The 3,020-nt window shown below is 64.3% G+C and carries 3 protein-coding genes and 1 pseudogene; all 4 read left to right on the top strand.

The features are described 5' to 3' along the window. Window positions 1–466: acyl-CoA dehydrogenase family protein (locus CN311_RS29705; RefSeq protein ID WP_133117289.1), on the top strand; the 466-nt coding region annotated here is incomplete at its 5' end. Further along, complete coding sequence (locus CN311_RS29700; protein ID WP_097577169.1) at window positions 450–1,490, top strand: phosphotransferase family protein; 1,041 nt, start codon at window positions 450–452, stop codon at window positions 1,488–1,490. The genes CN311_RS29705 and CN311_RS29700, both read left to right, overlap by 17 nt. A gap of 87 nt (window positions 1,491–1,577) precedes the next feature. Beyond that, window positions 1,578–2,258 carry an SDR family NAD(P)-dependent oxidoreductase gene (locus tag CN311_RS29695; protein WP_097577168.1) on the top strand — a complete coding sequence of 227 codons (681 nt, stop codon included), beginning with the start codon at window positions 1,578–1,580 and terminating at the stop codon, window positions 2,256–2,258. Window positions 2,259–2,729: 471 nt separating this feature from the next. Then, window positions 2,730–3,020 (top strand): annotated as a pseudogene (locus tag CN311_RS29690) (hypothetical protein); the annotation flags it as partial.

The raw sequence follows: 3,020 nt of genomic DNA, 5'->3' as shown, positions 1-3,020 counted from the left end.
CTGCATGCGCTGGCTGGGCCTGTCCAAGCGCTGCATCGAGATCGCCCGCGCTTATGCCGCCGAGCGCCATGGCTTCGGCAAGCTTCTGGCCGATCGGGAGAGCATCCAGCTGATGCTCGGCGATCTCGCCATGCGCATCGAGATCGGCCGCCTGCTGGTGATGAAGGCAGCCTGGGAGCTCGATCGCGGCGGCTTCGCCCGCAAGGAGGTCTCCATGGCCAAGGTCCAGGTCGCCAACGTCCTGCATGACGCCGCCGACGTGGCGATCCAGATCAATGGCGCGCGCGGCTATTCGAAGGATACGGTGCTCGAATGGATCTATCGATATGCCCGCCAGGCTCGCCTGGTCGACGGCGCCGACGAGGTCCACAAGATGGTGCTCAACCGGTTCCTCAACGAGGAAGGCACCGGCTTCTGGCGCTGGAATGTCGAGCCAGTCGAAACAGGCCATGCCGGAAAGCGCTGAGCCCGTGACGCGGCCGGATTTCGATCCATCGCGGCTGGCGGATTTTCTCAAAAGCCGCTTCGGCGCTGGCCCTCTGTCGCTGCAGCGGATCGGCGGCGGCCAGTCGAACCCGACCTATTTCGTCGACTACGGCGGACATCGCATGGTGCTGCGCAAGAAGCCCAGCGGGCCGATCCTGCGCGGCGCCCACGCCATCGATCGCGAATACCGGGTGATCGAGGCACTCGCTCCAACCGACGTGCCGGTGCCACGGCCAGTGCTCTTCTACGCCGGCGACGAATTGCTCGGCACGCCCTTCTATCTGATGGAACGTCTCGATGGCCGCGTCTTCCATGATTGCGCATTGCCGGGATTGTCGCGCGATGAGCGGCGCGGCATCTATTTCGGCATGGCCGAGGCTATGGCCAAGCTGCACGCCATCCGGCCGGAGGAGATCGGGCTCGGCGACTACGGCCGGCCGGGAAACTATTTTGAGCGGCAGATCGCGCGCTGGACGAAGCAGTTGCGGGACTCGCCGAGCGACCGCATCGCGGCGCTCGACGCCGTGGCCGAATGGCTGCCGCGAAATCTTCCGCCGGACGATGGCCGCGTTGCCATCGCGCATGGCGACTTCCGCCTCGGCAATCTCCTCTTCCATCCCGAGCGGCCTGAGGTGATCGGTATCCTCGACTGGGAATTGTCGACGCTCGGCCATCCGCTGGCCGATCTCGGCTTCTGCTCGATGCCCTGGCATTCCGCGCCGGACGAATATGGCGGCATCCTCGGCCTCGATCATGCAGCGCTCGGCATTCCGACCCAGCGCGCGTTCCTCGACCACTATTTCGCCCATGCCGTGCCCACTGGGCCGCTGCGGCCGTTCCATCTGGTTTTCGCCCTGTTCCGCTTCGCGGTGATCTTCGTCGGCATCGCCGACCGCGCGCAGGCCGGCAGCGCGGCGGCGGCCAATGCGGCCGACGTCGCGCCACTGGCCGGCCGTTTCGCCGCCCGCGCCATGGAAGTCATCGACGGCGCACGGCCATGGTGATGCGCGCCGGCTGATGCCAGAGACTCTTGCCTGCCACGCCGGAAGGAGCGACCTTGCCTGGCCGGAATCCAAAAATGGAGAAACTCGATGACATCCGACGTTGCAGTTATCGCGGGCGCGGGACTGGGGCTGAGCGCCTCGCTCGCCCGCCTTCTCGCCAAGGAGGGCTTTCGTGTGGTTCTGGCTGCCCGCAACGTCGGCAAGCTGAGCGGACTGGTCGACGAAACCGGGGCACTGGCGGTCGAGACGGACGTTGCCGACGTCGCTTCGGTCGCAAACCTGTTCGACGTAGCCGACAAGAGCGGTCCGCTATCGCTTGCGGTGTTCAACGCCAGCGGCCGCACCCGCGGGTCCATCGCCGATCTCGATCCCGAAGTGGTGAAGCAGGCATTGCTGGTCGGCGCCTATGGCGGGTTCCTGGTCGGCCAACAGGCGGCTCGCCGGTTGCTTTCCCGCGGCTCGGGCTCGATCCTGTTCACTGGCGCCACCGCCAGCGTCAAGGGGTTTTCGGGCTCGGCCGGGTTTGCCATGCCAAAGTTCGGCCTGCGCGGGCTGGCGCAATCCATGGCCCGCGAACTGGCTTCGAAAAACATCCATGTCGCGCATTTCATCATCGACGGGGCCATTGCGCCCCTGGGCCAGGCTGATGAATCAGACCGCCGGCTGTCTCCAGACGCGATCGCGCAAACCTATCTTGCCATCCATCGGCAGCATCGCAGCGCCTGGAGCTCAGAACTCGAAATCAGGTCATGGGTCGAGACTTTCTGACCTTCGGCCGCGGCGGTTCGCGGGCAGGTCGCGGGCAGGTCGTGAACATTCGCTCCCACCCCGACGTGGCCCGCCGCCACTATTCGGACTTGCCTGCAACCGGTGCGGCGCCGGTTTGAATCGGGGACGGGAATTTCATCTTTGCTTAAGGTTTTGGAATTTTTTCCGTCGCCAACGTGCTCAAATCAGCTCATACAGGTAAAATCGTTCGGCGGTTTCCTCCCATTCCGCTGAACGGTGTTCCCCTCTGAAGGTTGTAAACCTTCTTTCTTGGCCGGGCCGCATTCGAGCCCGGCCATTTTTTCCGCGCTTCTTGCAAATCGCCTTCGATCAAGGCAGGAGTCTTGCTCGATTCCCGGCTGCGACAACGGCTCGATCTTGCCGGGGAAGCCTTGCATTCGCCGAACGCCTCATGCGCGTCGCGAACGGGGAACGACCGGCAGCATCAATCCAGAAGACTGAGGATATTTCATGCAGCTTTCGATGTGGACCTATCCCTGGGATGTCCAGGATCTGGGCCTGGAGACGGTCGAACGCGATCTTGTCGAACGCGCCGGGCTGAACATGATCAGCCTCGCCACCTCCTATCATGCCGGCCGCTTCCTGCAGCCGCGCAGTTCGCGCCGGAAGGCCTATTTCCCCGAAGACGGCACCATCTATTTCAAGCCAACCGCTGCACGTTGGGCCAGCCTTGCCATCCAGCCCAAGGTCGCGGACGTGATCACCGAGGGTGGCGACGTGCTTGGCGACCTTGTCCGCAGG

The organism is Mesorhizobium sanjuanii (assembly GCF_002529485.1).
GTDB classification, from domain to species: domain Bacteria; phylum Pseudomonadota; class Alphaproteobacteria; order Rhizobiales; family Rhizobiaceae; genus Mesorhizobium; species Mesorhizobium sanjuanii.
The sequence above is the reverse complement of the archived record's forward strand: the minus strand, read 5'-3'. Positions and strand labels throughout refer to the sequence as shown.

Excerpts from the sequence above, each read along its gene's own strand:
- CN311_RS29700 (WP_097577169.1), top strand. The coding sequence starts at position 450 with ATGCCGGAAAGCGCTGAGCCCGTGACGCGGCCGGATTTCGATCCATCG.
- CN311_RS29695 (WP_097577168.1), top strand. The coding sequence starts at position 1,578 with ATGACATCCGACGTTGCAGTTATCGCGGGCGCGGGACTGGGGCTGAGC.